The sequence below is a fragment of the Metabacillus bambusae genome (genome assembly GCF_017497975.1).
In the GTDB taxonomy this organism is placed as follows: Bacteria; Bacillota; Bacilli; order Bacillales; family Bacillaceae; genus Metabacillus; species Metabacillus bambusae.
Genome location: NZ_JAGDEL010000021.1, coordinates 47,722 through 64,161, shown reverse-complemented (window position 1 = coordinate 64,161; position 16,440 = coordinate 47,722). Strand labels below are relative to the sequence as shown.

General features: G+C 35.3%; 12 protein-coding genes and 1 pseudogene. All 13 read right to left on the bottom strand.

The genetic code is table 11. The features are described 5' to 3' along the window. Window positions 1-150: 150 nt before the first annotated feature. On the bottom strand, window positions 151-1,170 hold the full coding sequence (locus tag I7822_RS21790) for a glyceraldehyde-3-phosphate dehydrogenase (RefSeq protein ID WP_207981233.1): 1,020 nt from the start codon (window positions 1,168-1,170) through the stop codon (window positions 151-153). A gap of 365 nt (window positions 1,171-1,535) precedes the next feature. Continuing rightward, on the bottom strand, window positions 1,536-2,147 hold the full coding sequence (gene coaE, locus I7822_RS21785) for a dephospho-CoA kinase (RefSeq protein ID WP_207981181.1): 612 nt from the start codon (window positions 2,145-2,147) through the stop codon (window positions 1,536-1,538). Between the two features lie 60 nt (window positions 2,148-2,207). Then, window positions 2,208-2,849, bottom strand: a complete 642-nt coding sequence (gene ytaF, locus I7822_RS21780; RefSeq protein ID WP_207981180.1) for a sporulation membrane protein YtaF — start codon at window positions 2,847-2,849, stop codon at window positions 2,208-2,210. Window positions 2,850-3,206: 357 nt separating this feature from the next. Next, the gene (gene mutM / locus I7822_RS21775; RefSeq protein WP_207981179.1) at window positions 3,207-4,031 is read right to left on the bottom strand and encodes a DNA-formamidopyrimidine glycosylase; all 825 of its coding nucleotides are present in this window, start codon (window positions 4,029-4,031) and stop codon (window positions 3,207-3,209) included. Window positions 4,032-4,123: 92 nt separating this feature from the next. Further along, entirely contained in the window at window positions 4,124-6,754 is a 2,631-nt protein-coding gene (gene polA, locus I7822_RS21770; RefSeq protein WP_207981178.1) for a DNA polymerase I, read from the bottom strand. A 304-nt stretch (window positions 6,755-7,058) separates the two neighbouring features. Further along, window positions 7,059-7,987 (bottom strand): annotated as a pseudogene (gene hflC / locus I7822_RS21765) (protease modulator HflC). Further along, the gene (gene hflK, locus I7822_RS21760) at window positions 7,977-8,966 is read right to left on the bottom strand and encodes an FtsH protease activity modulator HflK (protein WP_207981177.1); all 990 of its coding nucleotides are present in this window, start codon (window positions 8,964-8,966) and stop codon (window positions 7,977-7,979) included. Before hflK ends, hflC begins: the two are co-directional and overlap by 11 nt. A 397-nt stretch (window positions 8,967-9,363) precedes the next feature. Beyond that, window positions 9,364-11,139, bottom strand: coding sequence for a two-component system histidine kinase PnpS (pnpS, locus tag I7822_RS21755; RefSeq protein ID WP_207981176.1), 1,776 nt, complete (start codon window positions 11,137-11,139; stop codon window positions 9,364-9,366). Continuing rightward, the gene (locus I7822_RS21750; protein WP_207981175.1) at window positions 11,132-11,851 is read right to left on the bottom strand and encodes a response regulator transcription factor; all 720 of its coding nucleotides are present in this window, start codon (window positions 11,849-11,851) and stop codon (window positions 11,132-11,134) included. Before I7822_RS21750 ends, pnpS begins: the two co-directional genes overlap by 8 nt. Before the next feature lie 285 nt (window positions 11,852-12,136). Continuing rightward, window positions 12,137-12,613, bottom strand: a complete 477-nt coding sequence (locus I7822_RS21745; protein WP_207981174.1) for a MaoC/PaaZ C-terminal domain-containing protein — start codon at window positions 12,611-12,613, stop codon at window positions 12,137-12,139. Between the two features lie 135 nt (window positions 12,614-12,748). Beyond that, window positions 12,749-13,687, bottom strand: a complete 939-nt coding sequence (mdh, locus tag I7822_RS21740) for a malate dehydrogenase (protein ID WP_207981173.1) — start codon at window positions 13,685-13,687, stop codon at window positions 12,749-12,751. A 110-nt stretch (window positions 13,688-13,797) separates the two neighbouring features. Continuing rightward, window positions 13,798-15,069: an NADP-dependent isocitrate dehydrogenase gene (gene icd, locus I7822_RS21735; protein WP_207981172.1), complete on the bottom strand. Its 1,272-nt coding sequence runs from the start codon at window positions 15,067-15,069 to the stop codon at window positions 13,798-13,800. A 221-nt stretch (window positions 15,070-15,290) separates the two neighbouring features. Continuing rightward, the gene (citZ, locus tag I7822_RS21730) at window positions 15,291-16,409 is read right to left on the bottom strand and encodes a citrate synthase (protein WP_207981171.1); all 1,119 of its coding nucleotides are present in this window, start codon (window positions 16,407-16,409) and stop codon (window positions 15,291-15,293) included. Window positions 16,410-16,440 lie beyond the last annotated feature (31 nt).

Here is a 16,440-nt window from a genome sequence, read left to right as displayed (position 1 = left end):
CACGAAAAATAGTATACTTTGTTTATTTATGTTTTGCAACAAACTTTTTCAAAAAAGTTTGTTAATAGTTAAAGGGTGGAGTTTTAATGGGGTGATACACGATTTATTATTTCCTTTGCATTATTAATATCCCTAATAATAACGTTACATTTATACCTCTAATAAATTTGTCATTTTTTCAGCAACAAACTTCGCTAATTCTGTTACTCTACATGAATAACCCCATTCATTATCATACCAAGCTAACACCTTTACTTTATGACTTCCAATTACCATCGTAGATAATCCATCAATTATTGCAGAATAAGGGTTTGTATTAAAATCGATTGATACTAATGGTTCAGTTGTATAATCGAGTATGCCACTTAAAGAGCTATTAGCAGCTAGTTTAAACGCCATATTAATTTCTTCAACAGTTACCTTCTCCTCTACATCAACTACTAGATCCACTAACGATACATTTGGGGTTGGAACTCGTAATGCCATGCCGTGTAATTTCCCCTTTAGATGTGGCAATACCAATGATAACGCCTTTGCTGCGCCTGTAGTTGTTGGAATAATCGACTGGCCACAAGCTCTAGCTCTACGCAAATCCTTATGTGGATTATCTATGTTTTTTTGATCATTTGTATAGGCATGAACAGTTGTCATTAAGCCATTTTTAATTCGAAATGATTCGTCAAGAACTTTGATAACAGGTGCAAGGCAATTTGTTGTACATGAGGCATTTGAAATAATCGTATGGTTTTCAGGATCATATTGCTGCTCATTTACCCCCATAACAATTGTGACATCCTCATTTTTACCAGGTGCTGTTAGTATTACTTTTTTCGCTCCAGCTTCGATGTGTAACATCGCTTTTTCTTTTTGATTAAACTTTCCTGTTGCCTCAATAACAATATCAATCTCTAAACATTTCCAAGGTAACTCTTTAGGGTCACGTTCATTTATAAGTAAAACTTTGTTTCCGTTTACAATTAAATGATCATCTTGTGCAATCACTTCACCATCAAATTTACCGTGATTTGTGTCATATTTAATCAAATGCGCTAGTGTTTCGGCAGGATAACTTGCATTTATCGCCTTTATATTCAGATCTTCATTAATCGCTTTACGAAATACCATTCTCCCAATACGACCAAAACCATTTATCGCAATATTGGCTCTCATCATATTTCCCCTCTCGTTTTATATATGTCATACTAATTGTTTATTTATTTTAATTTAGTATAACACATTTATTTTCAATTGCGATATATATTATTACATTTTTTAAATTTAGGCTTGTTTCATTTATATTTATGACATTTGAAAAACTTGGCTTGTAACCAAGTTTTTTCGATAGCAGAACAAAAGCGCAAGCGCCTTGAACAGCCTCAGGCAAATAAGACGCTTAAGAATAGAAGGTGTTATTTACCTTCAATTCTTAAGTGGCTGTAGACCCAAGATGGGCTAGGCGCTGGAGCTGGATGCCAAGCGCTTATCCACAGTACTAGAATTTTATAATTTCCTAGACAACAAAAAAAGAGACCAATTTAATTAGTCTCCTGATTTCTTATCAACTTACTGATCAACCCGTGTACTTGTGCTCTCGTCTCTTCTATTGAACCCTGATTATGAATGGTTTCATCAGCAAGCTTAACTTTTTCCTTTAGAGGAAGCTGTGAGCCTATTCTCATCTTAGCTTCCTCTTCACTATAACTATTTCTTTTCATTAATCGCTTCAATTGAGTTTCTTCATCAACATACACTACTATTGTTTTATCCACCATATACGTTAATTTACTTTCAAATAATAAAGGAATATCTAACACAACTATTTTTGCTTGATGTGCTTTTTCTTCCTCAGTTTGTTTTAACATTTCCTCTCGAACAGCAGGATGGACAATTTGATTTAATTGCTGACGTTTATTTTCCTCAGAAAAAATTAGCGCTCCCAGCTTTTCGCGATTAATTGTTTTATCTTCATGTAAAATATCCTGGCCAAACGTTTTAACAATTTGCTCATATGCAGGCTTTCCGATCTCAACTACCTCTCTGGCAATTCGGTCAGCGTCTATCACTCGGATTCCTTGTTTGCGTATCATATTCGATACTGTACTTTTTCCACTAGCAATTCCACCTGTTAAACCAATTACGACTGTCACAATGACTTGCCCCCATTATTTATCTTAAGGTCATAAAACCCCTCTGATGGATGTGTTACATTATAGTTTCCATATCCCTATCATAATTAGAATGATCCCCGGTAGGCAAGAAAATTTATCCATCCAAGCAAATTTCGAAAAAATATTCCCTGATTTAATCCCAACAAAAACAAATAATGAGCTCATGCAAGCTACTAAAATACTCATAATAACTGGCGAGTATCCTAATAAAGCAGCACCAATCCCAGCACCAAATGCATCTAATGATAATGCAACACCGAGTAAAAATGCTTCCACTCCAGTGATCGTTCCTGACTTATCAATATCTGCTGACATGGGTTTTCTAAGGATATTGATGACAATTCCAAGAGTTTTTATCTCAAAGTTAATTAATGTTTTTTCCGACTCCATCTCATCCTCAGTCGTTTCCTTTTCAGGTCTAAAAAATTGATATAACACCCATGCACCTATTAGGACCAAAATAAATCCACCAAGCTTTTCTGTCACATACATCGGAAAAATTCTAGTCAGCAAATCACCAACTATCATTGCAACTAACAATGTTGCTGCAGAACAGCAAGCAATAATAAATATTGACTTAAAAGGGATTCTCATTTTTCTCATACCATACGTAAAACCTACAGAAAAGCTATCTAAGCTTACTGCGAGCGCTAATAATAATAGTGATGCAAATTGAAACATAAAAGCCTAGCCCCTTCCTTCTGATTGCTAACATAGTGTATGATAGTCGCCTAGTTAATGTTAAAGATCGATGAAAAATTTTATTTTAGTTTTGCTGACTCCTTGTATTCTCGATACAGCTTCGGAAAGTAAATCACTGGATTTTAAATTATTGGAAAGCTTAGGGACTTCGAAAAGTAATAAATATTGAGGAAACAGAACGATAGCTTTGATGTTGACTTACGAATATGGAGTGTGAAGTTCACTTCTACTAAAGCTCTGAAGTTGGATGTCAGAGTGTTATCCACAGTACAATAATTTTATTTTTCTAAACAAAAAAAAGGTAAAAAACACATAAAGTGCTCTTTACCTTTTGCATTACTTTTGACATTTTTCACAAAAATGTGTTCCTCTTCCACCAACAACTGTTTTTGTTAAAATTGTTCCACATTTTTTACAAGGTTCATTTGTTCTTCCATAAACAAATAATTGAAGTTGGAACATGCCGATTTCACCTTGAGTATTTACATAGGATCGGACAGTGCTTCCTCCTTTTTCGACAGCTTCTCCAAGTGTTGCAATGATTTCTTTATGTAAAAGCTTGCATTCTTCTAATTTTATTTGATTAGCAATGCGCTCTGGGTTTATCCCAGCCCGAAATAATGCTTCATCAACATATATATTTCCAAGACCAACCACAACGGTTTGATCTAATAATGCAGCTTTAACTTTGCGTGTCGTTTTGTTTAAACGTTCACGTAAATAATCTACTGTAAAGCTTTTAGAAAAAGGTTCAGGTCCTAGCTGAGAAAGTGGAAGCTCATTATCTTCTTCACCCTTTGAAAATAAGTGCATAGTACCAAACTTTCTTACATCTCGGTAGCGTAATTCTGTGCCATCTACAAAGGAAAAAATAACATGTGTATGCTGATCATACTCCTCTTCTGGATTATACAATCCAAATCGACCTTCCATTCGTAGATGAGAGACAAGCACATAATCGTCAAGGATAAATTTTAAAAATTTCCCTCTACGGTTTACATCTTGGATTGTTTGTCCAACTAAGGCATCCTGAAATTGTTCACTTTCTTCAGGTTTTTTAATTATTTTTGGCCAATGAATCGTTACCTTTTGTATCTTTTTTTCTTGTACTAGCTGAAGCAATGTACGACGTACAGTTTCAACCTCTGGTAGCTCTGGCATTCCATCACTTCCTTTTTATTCGGTTTAACGGTAGCTCTAATTAAAGTGGCCTCCAAAGCAGGCCACTTAATAGGGGTTATTCTTTATATGGTTTATTTCGCATCATACCAAGAAGCACCATAAGAGTAATCCACCTTTAATGGAACATTTAACTCTACAGCATTCTCCATGACTTCAGGGACAATTTTTTCAAGAATTGAAATTTCCTCTTTTGGTGCCTCAAAAATAAGTTCATCGTGTACTTGTAATAATAATTTCGCTTGAACATTTTCTTGTTTTAATCGATCAGCCATATCGATCATTGCCTTCTTAATAATATCTGCAGCACTTCCCTGAATTGGAGTATTCATCGCTGTACGTTCTGCAAAGCTCCGTAAATTAAAGTTACGGCTTGTGATTTCTGGAATGTATCTTCTTCTATGAAGAAGAGTTTTCACATAGCCTTTTTCCCGGGCATCAGCGACAATGTCATCCATATATTCTTGAACACCAACAAAAGTCTCCAAATAACGTTTAATAAATTCTCCTGCTTCCTTACGAGTGATTCCTAGGTTTTGCGAAAGTCCGTAATCACTAATTCCGTAGACAATCCCAAAATTTACTGCCTTTGCTTGCCTTCTCATATTCGATGTAACATCTTCTTGGGCAACATGAAAAACATCCATTGCCGTTTTCGTGTGAATATCTAAATCATTACGGAATGCTTCTACTAAGTTTTTATCATTTGCAATATGAGCTAAAACCCTTAATTCAATTTGTGAGTAGTCAGCCGCAAACATGACCCAATCTTTTTTTGATGGAACAAACGCTTGGCGAATTTTCCGACCTTCCTCAAGTCTAATTGGGATATTTTGCAGATTTGGATCAATTGAACTAAGTCTTCCCGTTGTTGTTAACACTTGATTAAAACGGGTATGGATTTTATGTGTGTCTTCATGTACAACCTTTAATAAGCCTTCAATATAGGTTGATTGTAATTTTCCAAGCTGACGATAATGAAGAATTTCTCTTACTATTTCATGCTTTTCTTCAAGCTTTTCCAACACGTCTGCAGAGGTCGAAAAACCTGTCTTCGTTTTTTTTATCACTGGTAAACCTAATTTTTCGAACAAAATAACTCCTAGCTGTTTCGGTGAATTAATATTAAATGCTTCTCCAGCATGTTCATATATTTTCACCTCAAGGGATTTTAATTGTTCAGCTAAATTTTTACCCATATCTTTTAAACGATCAACATCTACTTTCACACCTGTCGCTTCCATTTCAGCAAGGATGACCGAAAGTGGTAGCTCTAAATCATAAAATAATGATGATTGATCATTTTTCTCCAGTTGATCAACTAACTTTTCTTTTAAAGCGAAGATTGCTTGTCCTTTTCGAACAATATGATCACTAAGCTTTTCTTCATCAGGGATTGCTCGCTTTGCTCCCTTACCGTACACTAACTCGTCTGATTGAACAATTGATAAACCATTAGTTCTCGCAACACTTGCGACATCATCGAAAGTTTCAGAAGGATTTAATAAATAAGCAGCGATAAGTACATCAAAGTCTACACCTTTTAAAGTGATCCCTTTCCAGTTAAGCGCAACACTCGTTTTCTTTCCATCATAAACAATCTTTTGTTTAGTTTCATCCGCAGCCCATTTTTTAAATAGCTCAGATGATAATGCAACTTCAACAGGGATGTAATATTGACCGTTCTCATTAGTTATGGAAAATCCGATAATATCTGCGTTATGATAGCTTTCTTCAAGAACCTCTACATATAACGCTGCTTCGTCAGTCAGCACATCACTTGTAAGTTCAGAGACTTTTTCAAAGCTAATGTCTTCAACAACCACTTCTTCTTGTACGACTTCTTCACCAAGCTTTTCTAATAATGTGTTAAAACCTAGCTCTTTAAAGATGTCTGTAACCTTTTTACTATCAAAGCCTTCATAATGAACATCATCTACTGAAATTGTTATTGGTGCATCGCAATCAATTGTGGCAAGCTTTTTACTCATAAGCGCCTGATCACGATTTTCCTCTAACTTTTCTTTAAGCTTTTTACCACTCACTTGATCAATAGAATCTAACACATTTTCTAAAGTTTGAAATTCTTTCAATAGCTTAATGGCCGTTTTCTCGCCTACCCCTGGTACTCCTGGGATATTATCTGACGTATCACCCATTAAACCCTTCATATCAATGATTTGTTCTGGTGTTAAGCCGTATTTTTCATTAATAAAATTAGGTGTGTAGGAATCTACATCTGTAATTCCTTTTCGAGTGATATCAACAGTAATATTGTCTGTTACTAGCTGTGTTAAATCTTTATCACCTGAAATGACCTTAACTTCATAGCCGTCCTTTTCAGCCTGTTTAGAAAGCGTACCAATAATATCATCTGCTTCATAATTTTCAAGCTCATAACGTGATACCTGATAAGCATCAAGGAGCTCTCTTATGAAAGGAAATTGCTCTGATAATTCAGGTGGAGTTTTTTGGCGTCCCCCTTTATATTCCTGAAACGTTTCATGTCTAAATGTTGTCTTCCCTGCATCAAATGCAACAATCATGTGTGATGGATTTTCATCTTCTAAAATTTTCATTAAAATCATTGTAAAACCATAAATCGCATTCGTATGTACACCTTTATCATTATTTAATAATGGAAGCGCAAAAAACGCTCGATAGGCAATACTATTTCCATCAATTAAAACGATCTTTTTAGTCACTATTTCTTCCTCCTACATCTATTAATAGCACCTAACTTCAGCTCATAACCAAACGCACAAGCTTATGTTTTAGCCCTCGGGCACTTTAGACCCTATAAGGTGCACAATTAACGTTTATCGCTGTAACGGTCCAGCAAAAACAGTGTTGGCTTAGACCAATGAATCTTGGAACTAGACACTAAACAATTCAAAAAAAAGAACCATAAGTTCCTTCTCTATTCTATCACGACTACAAATAGAAAGGAAAACTCTGGTTCTATGGTTTTATAGGTTTCGTTTTATAAAAAGCAACGATTGTGAACTCCTAGCGCTCCCCTTTAAGTAGGCTAGCATATGGAGAATCAAATGGTATAATAATAACTGTTTCTTCATCGATCGTTTGCTTATATGATTGTAATGTTCGATACAGCTCATAAAATTCAGGATCCTTTGAATAAGCTGTGTTATACATTTTAGCTGCTTCCTTCTCACCTTCACTTCGAATAACCTCTGCATCAGCCTTAGCCTTTGCTAGCATCTCTTTTACTTCTCTATCTGTCTCAGCAATAATCTATTTTTTTCGGCATCACCTTTAGATAAATAACCTTGTGCAGTTGATTCCCTTTCAGAAATCATTCGCGTAAAAACAGATTGTTCATTTTCTGCTGGTAAATCTGTCCTTTTCATGCGGACATCAGTTACGACAATACCGTAATCGTCTTTTGATAATAAATCATTTACGATATTTGTAACCTTGTCGTTTAAGCTTCCTCGAGAGGATTTCTCATCATTGATAATTTCATCATAATTTAATTGACCAAGTTCAGAGCGAACAGTTGAAAAAACAAACTCAGCCATTCTTGTCTCAGCACTAACCATGGTTCGTGCATTTGTGATCATTTTTTTTGGATCTTCAATTCTCCAAACTGTGTAGTTATCAATAATTAGCCGTTTTTTATCTTTTGTATTAATTTCTGCCTCTTGAACATTGTAAGTCATTTGATAATTTGGAAGAGTTGTTACAGATTGAATAAAAGGAATTTTATAATTTAGTCCAGGTTCTTCAATTATTCTAACGACTTCACCAAATTGGCGGACAACTTTGTATTCGTTTTCTTTTACAATAAACAAGTTTGTTAAGACAAGTACTAGTAATAGGATCGTAATAAGTAAAATGATTCCTCCACGCAGGTATCCTTTGAATGAAAATGCAGGCTTCTTCTCCCCCATGTTCACTACCTTATCATTGTCCATTTGTTTCACTCCCTTCACCTTCACTGCCTTCTTGTTCTACTGGTGCTACAGGCTTGGTTATGGAATCCTTGATCGGTAAATACTTCATTGTATTACCGTTATCCTCCATAATATAAATCTCTGCATTTGGTAGGACTTGATCGATCGTTTCTAATACTAAACGCTTTTGTGTAATATCTTTTGCATTTTTATACTCATTATAGATGGCATTGAACTGGGCTACATCGCCACGTGCTACTTCCATACGCGCAGCTTTATCCCCTTGGGCAGCAGACATAATCGCATCCTTCTCCCCTTGTGCTTCCTCCGTACGTTTGTTTCGGTATTTATTTGCTTCATTTTTTCTTGTGTTCATCGTTTCACGAGCATCTGTAACATTTGTGAATGCTTTTCTAACCTCTTCATTTGGAAGATCCACATCCTGTAATTTAACCGCTAAAATGGAGATTCCAATATCATATTCTCCAATCAGAGTTGATAATAATTCTTGTACTTGCTTTTCAATTTCAACCTTACCTGATGTTAATGCATCATCAATTGTCGAACTTCCTATAATACTTCTTAAACTTGCGGAAGTTGCATCTTCTAACATTTCCGTTGGATTTTCTGCATTAAATAAGTATTTACCAGGATCTGTAATCTTCCACTGGACTACCATATCTGCTAATACAATGTTTTCATCACCTGTAATCATTTTTGTTTCTTTAGGAAAATCCTTAACATCTCCATCTTCTGATTCCTCGTATCCAAACTGTAAGCTAAATGTTTCCTTGGAAAGAATCTCTACGGATTGAATGGGCCACGGGTATTTAAAATGTAGACCTGGTTCACTAACGCCTTCCTCAACCTCTCCAAGAGTAATCATGACAGCTTGTTCTGACTCATCAACGGTGTACCACGATGTAAAAGCAACAATCGCCAAAATTGCAATTAAAAAAGAAAAACCGATAATGGTAAAAACTCTTCTCATGCTTAACATCTAATCCCAAACCTCCTTTTGAACTCTACAAGATCATCTGTTAATGTACAATTTTTGATCTACCTATAATACGGATTTGTTATGAAAAGGTTTCATAGTTATTTCTTTTATTCACAACCTTATTCGAGTAAACAGAATGCTCTGTAAATATTGGTTGTTGATTTCCGCTGCTGGAGTTCACATTCCGCTCCAATCAACAAAGTGCCAAAATCAACAGTAAGCTTTAACAGAGCCAAACAAAAAAAGGGACGAGAGCATTATGCTCTCGTCCAAAAGATTGGCTCCTTGGATGAAGGGGTTTTCACTTAGTATCATATCAACTTTTTATTAAGATAGAATAAATTAGATGTAAATTAATTGTAAAGCATGTCGAAATTACTTAAATATCTTTATCTTTTTATGTAATTTTGCCATCTTGATACTTTTTATTTAACTTTACAGTAAAAGATGTCCCTTCTCCTAGTTTACTCGAAACACTTATTTGCCCCTTATGTGCTTCAACTAAATGTTTTACGATTGCCAAGCCTAGCCCAGTTCCCCCAGAATTTCTACTCCTTGCTCGATCAACTCGATAAAAGCGTTCAAAAATCCTTGGAATTTCTTCAGTCTTAATACCAATTCCTGTATCTGACACAACGATAAGTAGATATTGTTCATGTTTTTCTACTGTAACTTGAACAACTCCACCCTTAGGCGTATAAGTTAACGCATTGTTAATTAAATTAATAAAAATCTGCTTTAAGCGATATAAGTCACCTTCTATTAATAACAACCCGTCTGGAATAGATAGTGATAACCCTACTTCTTTTTCTTTTGATTTCCCTTCAAGGATGACACAAATATCCTCTAAAAGCTCTTTTACATCACATGGCTGTATAGACAATTGAAATCCTTGCTGTTCAATTTTAGATAGATCGAGCAGATCTTGAATTAATGACTGTAGACGATCACTTTCCTTAAGAATGATCGATAAAAAATACTCTGCTGTCTGCTTGTCATTTAGGGCTCCATCTAAAAGAGTTTCACTAAACCCTTTTATTGAAGTAATCGGTGTTTTTAATTCATGAGATACATTCGCTACAAAATCTTTTCTCATTTGCTCTAGCTTTTTTAGTTCAGTAATATCATGAAATACAAGGACAATTCCCTTCCATTCATCATTTGTACCGATAATTGGTGCACCATATACCTCAAAATGTCTTCGTTCTATTTTCAAAGGTAAGTGAAGCTGCTTCCTTACCTTTACTTCTGTCATAAAAATTTCTTCAACAAGTTCAATAATCTCTTTATGTGTAAAAGCATCATAATATAACTGGTATAGAAATTCAGCAGAGTCTACGTCAAAAAGCTCTTTATAGGCACGATTGACTAAATTAATATAGCCTCGTCCATCAATTAGGATTAAACCACTTCCCATATTTTCAATCAATGTTTGGAGGCGATCCTGCTGCATTTCCTGAGCTCTAGTCATATCTTGGAGATTTCTCGCTAGTATATTAATCGATTGACTAAGCATTCCACTCTCATCTATATGCTCTTCATATGTTCGAGCCTTATAATTTCCTTTCGCGAGCTCTATTGCTACTTTGGTGGCTGATTCAATAGGACGTGTATATCGAGATGTTATCCTAATTCCTATAAATACCATAATAAGAAAGGCCAATCCTAAACAAACAACTAAAACTACCCACATTTGTTGATTTACCTTATTTACTTGTTCAATCGATGAGTTGACAAGAACAATACCTTTATATGAATTTCCTTCACTGATAGGGAGGCCATAGTATGCTAATTGTTCTTTTTGATCAATAAAAAAGTACCCATTTGACTTATTCTTCATAATTGGAAGCACGTCTTCAACCATATGGTCATGATTATGCTTTTTTGATAATTCACCTTCATCATGAATAATCTGATCTTCTGCATTCAAAACCGTAATATGCGATTTAAAGGAACTACTTAGTTCAAAAACAAGATCTGACGACTCCTCAGCGGTTAATCCTTTCTCAAATAATAATGTTTTCATTAATTTTGTTTCTTTTTCCATAATATCCATAAAAGAATTGATATAATAACTATTAAAAATTTGCCCTAGTAATAACCCTAATCCAACAAGGACTGTTATAACTAAAGTGATTAACGCAAAAAGTAATCGTGAACGAAACCTATTCATTCATTTTGGGCTCCTCAAGCTTATAACCTAATCCTCTAATCGTTTTTATATACAAAGGTTTTTTTGTGTTTCTTTCAATTTTTTCACGCAAATGACTTATATGAACATCTACGATTCTTGTATCACCTGCAAAATCGTAATTCCAAACTGCACTAAGTAGCTGATCACGTGTAAGGACACGGCCTTTATGTTTAGCTAAATATACTAGCAACTCAAATTCCTTAGGCGTTAAGTCTAAACGTTCCTTTCCATAATACGCTTCATAGTGTTCTGGTAATACTTTCAAATCCCCGATCATTACCTGCTCTGATTCATCAGACTCCTTAGGCTCAACTTCTGTATGTGATTGTGTTCTTCGGAGAATTGCCTTTACTCTTGCTACTACCTCTCTTGGACTAAATGGCTTGGTCATATAATCATCAGCCCCTAGTTCAAGACCTAGTACTTTATCAAATTCATCATCTTTTGCAGTTAACATTAAAATAGGTACCATGATCTTTCTTTGACGAAGCTGCTTACACACTTCGATACCATCCATTTTAGGTAGCATCAGGTCAAGAACAAGTAAATCTGGCTCTTCATTTACACAGCTGTGCAATCCTTCTTCCCCATCCATTGCCGTTATAACACTATAACCTGCTTGTTCTAGATTATACTTTAGCAATGTTGAAATCGATTGCTCGTCATCTACTACTAATATCTTCTTACTCATATAAGCCTCCAAGGATTGTATTTCCCTTCAATTGAACCAATTTTTTTTATTTATTCATTTTAAATGAATTTTCTCTATGTTATTTCTATTCTAGCGAATAGTAGTGAAAAAGGGCAACTATTGCTTTACTAAAAATAGATCTGTTTTGAAAAGCAATTTATTCATCCCGTATCCATTCCATTATACCTTATTAGGCTATAAATTCTTATACAAAAAAAAACTGACTCCAATTCTAAATTGAGTCAGTTTTTTTAGTATCTTATCTTTAATATGCCTTAGTAATAATCAAAAGTTATCTAAAGCTTTCCCTTCCATAGGTGTCATTTTACTAGGTGGACAAACAGTAATCCTTCCTTCTAAGACAACCTCTTCTTCGGCATTAACTGCATGGACTTCCACGACAATTTTATTTTCTGAAACAAATATCTCACTAACTTCAAATAGGAATTGTACGATACTATAATGATAAAGCGGCTTAAGGAAGGTTATATCTTGCTTAACAATGTGACTACCTGGACCAGGTAAATATTTAGAAACTGCAGAAGTAATAATCCCTGTTAGCATTAAACTTGGGACGAGCGGTTTTTCATATGGAGTTTGTGATGCATAATCATGCTGTATATAGAGCGGATTGGCGTCATTTGTTAATCCAAGATAAAGCAATAGATCTTTATCTTCAATTTTTTCAGTTAATGATAATTTTTCTCCAACTGTAATCTCATCAATAAGCCTACCAAGCTTTCTCTTTTTACCAAGGAGCATCTTTGCACCACCTTCGTTTATTTGAAGAAGAATAAACTAAAAAGCTCACAACTTTTATACTTATAAAAAAGAAAATTGAGGATATCCCCAACTTTCTTTTTGTTTATATCTTTATTTATTATAAAATTGTTACTCTTATGATAAGACCTTCATTACATTTTTAACAGAATCTGCAGATTTTTGCAGTGCTGCTTTTTCATCCTCAGTTAGTTCTAGTTCGATGATTTGCTCTAAACCATTGCCACCAAGAACAGTTGGAACACCTAAATAGATTCCGTTGAACCCATATTCACCTTCTAAGTATACGATTGTTGGAAGCACACGACGTTGGTCTTTTAAGATCGCCTCAACCATCTCTACTAAAGAAGCAGCTGGTGCATAATATGCACTTCCGTTTCCTAATAGGTTAACGATCTCTCCGCCACCTTTACGCGTTCTTTCCACAATTGCATCTAAGCGATCCTTAGGGATTAACGTCTCTAATGGAATACCTCCAGCATACGAATAACGTACTAGAGGTACCATGTCATCGCCATGTCCACCTAATACAAATCCTGTTATATCCTTAACTGAAAGATTTAGTTCTTGTGCAACAAATGTACGGAAACGAGCTGAATCTAGTACACCTGATTGTCCAATTACACGATGTTTTGGGAATCCAGACTCTTTAAATACTGTATATGTCATTGCATCAACAGGGTTTGTTAACACAATAATTGTACACTCAGGAGAATACTTAACAACTTCCCTTGTAACACTTTTCATAATACCAGCATTAGTAGCAACAAGATCATCACGGCTCATCCCGGGCTTTCTAGCTATACCAGCAGTAATAACGACGATATCTGAATTTGCTGTATCTTCGTAGTTTGATGTACCAATAATATTTGCATCAAATCCTTGTATAGGACTTGCTTCTAGCATATCTAAAGCTTTCCCTTTAGTAGGGTTTTCCATTTGTGGAATATCTACTAATACCACATCTGAAAGTTCCTTTTGACCTAATAGAAAAGCTGTAGTAGCACCAGTAAATCCACTACCAATGACAGAAACCTTCTTACGCTTAATTGCCATATTAACATCCCCTTAATATGTATAGGTTTGGTAGAAGGAGCAGTTCCTTCCACCAACTAGTTAAATTTAATAGCATGTAAGGCCAGTAAAATTCAGTTTATGACTAGTAATTACCCTAGGTTTTTAATAAGCTCGTCAGCAAATTCAGAACATTTTACTTCTGTCGCTCCATCCATTAAACGAGCAAAGTCATATGTTACAACTTTAGAAGCAATTGTTTTTTCAACTGAATTCGTAATTAGAGTAGCCGCTTCAGTCCATCCTAAATGTTCAAGCATCAATACACCTGAAAGAAGCACTGAAGATGGATTTACTTTGTCAAGACCAGCATATTTAGGTGCTGTACCATGAGTAGCTTCAAAAATTGCATGTCCTGTTTCATAATTGATGTTTGCTCCAGGTGCAATTCCAATACCTCCAACTTGTGCAGCTAACGCATCAGAAATATAATCACCATTTAAGTTCATTGTTGCAACAACGTCAAACTCACGAGGACGTGTTAAGATTTGTTGTAAGAAGATATCAGCAATTGAATCTTTTACAATAATTTTTCCAGCTGCTTCAGCATCAGCTTGTGCTTTGTTTGCAGCTTCTTTTCCTTCTTTTTCTACTAGGCGATCGTACTCTGCCCAAGTAAATACTTTATCACCGAATTCTTTTTCAGCAAGCTCATAACCCCAGTTTTTGAAGGCACCTTCAGTGAATTTCATAATGTTACCTTTATGAACAAGTGTTACAGATTTTCGTCCATGCTCAATTGCATAATTGATTGCAGCTCTTACAAGACGGCTTGTACCTTCTTCAGAAACTGGTTTGATACCGATACCTGATGTTTCTGGGAAACGGATTTTATTAACGCCTAATTCATTTTTCAAGAAGTTGATTAGCTTTTCTACTTCTTCAGAACCTTTTGCATATTCAATACCAGCGTAAATATCTTCAGTGTTTTCACGGAAGATAACCATGTCTGTGTCTTCTGGACGCTTAACTGGTGAAGGTACACCTTGGAAATAACGTACAGGACGTAAGCAAGTAAATAAATCTAATTCTTGACGAAGAGCAACGTTAAGGGAACGAATACCTCCACCGATTGGTGTTGTTAAAGGTCCTTTAATTGCAATTAAGTACTCACGAATAACATCTAATGTTTCATTTGGTAACCATTCACCTGTTTGGTTAAATGCTTTTTCACCAGCTAATACTTCTTTCCAAACGATTCCTTTTTCACCATTGTATGCTTTTTCAACAGCTGCTTCTAATACACGTGATGCTGCAGCCCAAATATCTGGACCAATTCCGTCTCCTTCAATAAATGGGATAACTGGATTGCTTGGTACGTTTAATACTCCATTTGTTACTGAAATTTTTTCACCTTGTGTCAAAAAAATTACCTCCCAGATTATGTATTATCTTATATTTATCCAAAGGATAGATATGTTCACTATTTAGTATAGTAGTTTTCTAACTTTTTTGCAGAGAATTACACGAATTTTTTAGATTTTTATGAAGATAACAACTTCACACAGCAATCCTCCCGATCTAACAGGGAGGATCACATGATAAGAATAGAGTTCTATTTATACCATTTCCAAATTATAAATTATTAACCACGTTGATCTAATGGGATATACGCTTGCTTATCAGGACCAATATAATCAGCACGTGGACGAATTAAACGATTATTTTCATATTGCTCTAGAATATGAGCTAACCATCCTGATACACGACTAACCGCAAATATTGGTGTAAACAGGTCATGATCAATTCCTAAACTGTGGTACATTGATGCTGAGTAGAAATCAACATTTGGTGGTAATGGCTTTTGTGATCTCACTAATTCTTCAACTTTTAAAGATATTTCATACCATTTTGGTTCACCAGTTAATTTCGAAAGCTTTTCAGACATCTTCTTTAAGTGTTTAGCTCTTGGATCACCTTGTCGATACACACGGTGACCAAAGCCCATAATCTTTTCTTTGTTTGCTAATTTTTCATTGATATAACTTTCCACATTATCTACTTCACCAATTTCAGCAAGCATCTTCATAACAGCTTCATTTGCCCCACCATGTAATGGACCTTTTAAAGCTCCAATTGCTGCTGTTACACCAGAATAAACGTCAGATAATGTTGCAACGCATACACGTGCAGTAAAAGTTGACGCATTTAATTCATGATCGGCATGTAAAACTAACGCTTTATTAAATGCCTCAACTGCTACTTCATTTGGCTCTTCACCAGATAATGTATATAGGAAGTTTGCAGCCATAGATAAGTCGGTTCTTGGTTCTACTGGCTCTAAGCCTTTACGAATTCGCGCAAAAGAAGTTACGACGATTGGAAGCTGTGCTTGTAGACGGATTGCTTTTCTATAGTTAGCTTCAGTATCCATCACATCAGCTTCCACATCAAATAAGCCAAGTAATGATACAGCTGTACGAAGAGCTGCCATTGGGTGCACACTATTGATAGGATATGTTTTGAAGTGGTCAATGACTTGCTGTGGAATTTTTGCATTTTCCGCAAGTTGTTTCTTAATTTCATTGAGTTGTTCTGCATTTGGTAGCTTTCGGTGCCATAGTAAATATACCACTTCTTCAAAGCTAGCGTTTTCCGCTAAATCATCAATGTTAAAGCCCGCATATGTTAATGTATCATCAATAATCGAACTTACAGATGAAGTAGTCGCTACGATTCCTTCAAGACCGCGTGTTGCTGTCATAAAAAACCTCTCCTTTACCTTTTATTCCCCA